General features: G+C 75.3%; 2 protein-coding genes. Both read right to left on the bottom strand.

The genetic code is table 11. The features are described 5' to 3' along the window. Positions 1–142: 142 nt before the first annotated feature. Positions 143–1,069: a sugar kinase gene (locus OZN99_RS31485; RefSeq protein WP_270939131.1), complete on the bottom strand. Its 927-nt coding sequence runs from the start codon at positions 1,067–1,069 to the stop codon at positions 143–145. Continuing rightward, a partial coding sequence (locus tag OZN99_RS31490) for a bifunctional 4-hydroxy-2-oxoglutarate aldolase/2-dehydro-3-deoxy-phosphogluconate aldolase (protein WP_408611991.1) occupies positions 1,066–1,427 on the bottom strand: 362 nt, incomplete at its 5' end. The genes OZN99_RS31490 and OZN99_RS31485, both read right to left, overlap by 4 nt.

The following is a 1,427-nucleotide window of genomic DNA, read 5'->3' on the forward strand; positions in this document are numbered from 1 at the left end:
CGGGCGCTGCTGGCCGCCATCGCGGCGGCGGCGCGGGAGGCCGGGTGGCCGCGGCTGCGCGTGCGCGCGCCCGCGGCGGCCTTCGCCTTCTACGAAGCGTGCGGCCTCCTGCGCACGGTGGGCGAGGCGTCGGCGACGCATGTCATGGTGCTGACGCCAGGAAGGCCATGACCTCCGCCTCGCGCGGGATCGGCGCGACGGCGCCGTAGCCCAGCGTCGAGAGCGCGGCGGCGGCGTTGGCGTAGCGCGCGGCATCCGGCAGCGCGTCGCCGGCCAGGCGACGCGCCAGGAAGGCGCCGGCGAAGGTGTCGCCGGCGCCGGTGGCGTCGATTGCCTGGACCGGAAAGCCCGGCACGCGGCTGCGGCCGGTCGCATCCGCGACCAGCACGCCTTCCGGTCCCAGCTTCAGCAGCACCAGGGGGCAGAGCCGCAGGTAGAACTCGGCGATGGCTTCGGCGTCCTCCAGCCCGGTCAGGGCGCGCGCGTCCTCAAGCGAGGGGAAGGCGATGTCGCTCATTGCCACCGCGGCATGGATGCAGGCGCGCGCCCGGTCGAGCGGCCAGAGCCGCAGGCGAAGGTTAGTGTCGAAGGACACCGTTGCCCCGGCTTCCCGCGCAAGCTGCATGGCGCGGAAGGCCGCGTCGCAGGATGCGTCGGAGATGCCGAGCGTGATGCCCGAGAGGTGCAGCGCGCGGACGTCGCGGATCGCCGCCTCCGGCAGGTCGGCCGGGCGGAGCCGGGCGGCGGCGCTGCCCTTGCGGTGGAAGGTGAAGTGGTGGCCCTGTGCGTCATGAGTGACGAAGTAGATGCCGGTCGGCGCGTCGCGGTCGGTGCGCACGGCGCTGTCGTCCACGCCTTCCGCCTGCCACAGCGCGCGGAAGGCGGCGCCGGCGCGGTCCTCGCCCAGCGCGGTCAGCATGGCCACCTTTGCACCGCTGCGCGCCGCGGCGATGGCGGCGTTGGAGGCGTCGCCGCCGAAGCCTTCCAGGTAGAGGCGGCGCCCGTCGCCGGCATCAGGCAGCTGGTTGAATTCCAGCATCGGCTCGCCGAAGCAGATGAGCCCGGTCATGCCTGCATGATCCCCAGCACGTCGCGCGCGGCCTGCTCCACCGCGGCGCGGTCGCCACGCGCCAGCAGCGCCTCGTCCACCAGCCTGCCGCCGATGCCGACGAAGGCCGCGCCGGCCGCCAGGTAGTCCGGCGCGTTGCGCGCATCCACGCCGCCGGTCGGGCAGAAGGCGACATCGGGGAACACGCTGCGCAGCGCCTTGATGTGCGCCGGCCCGCCGGCGGAGGAGGCCGGGAAGACCTTCACCACATCGGCCCCGGCCGCCAGCGCGGCGCGGACCTCCGTCGGCGTCATGGCGCCGAGCAGCGCGCAGGCGCCGGCCGCGCGCGCCGCCCCGGCGACCGCCGTATCCACCCAGG

Origin of the sequence: Falsiroseomonas oryzae (assembly GCF_027856955.1) — a bacterium.
Lineage (GTDB): Bacteria > Pseudomonadota > Alphaproteobacteria > Acetobacterales > Acetobacteraceae > Falsiroseomonas > Falsiroseomonas oryzae.

What these genes read in the sequence shown, in the direction of transcription:
- OZN99_RS31485 (WP_270939131.1), bottom strand. Translation starts at nt 1,069, where the DNA reads ATGACCGGGCTCATCTGCTTCGGCGAGCCGATGCTGGAATTCAACCAG.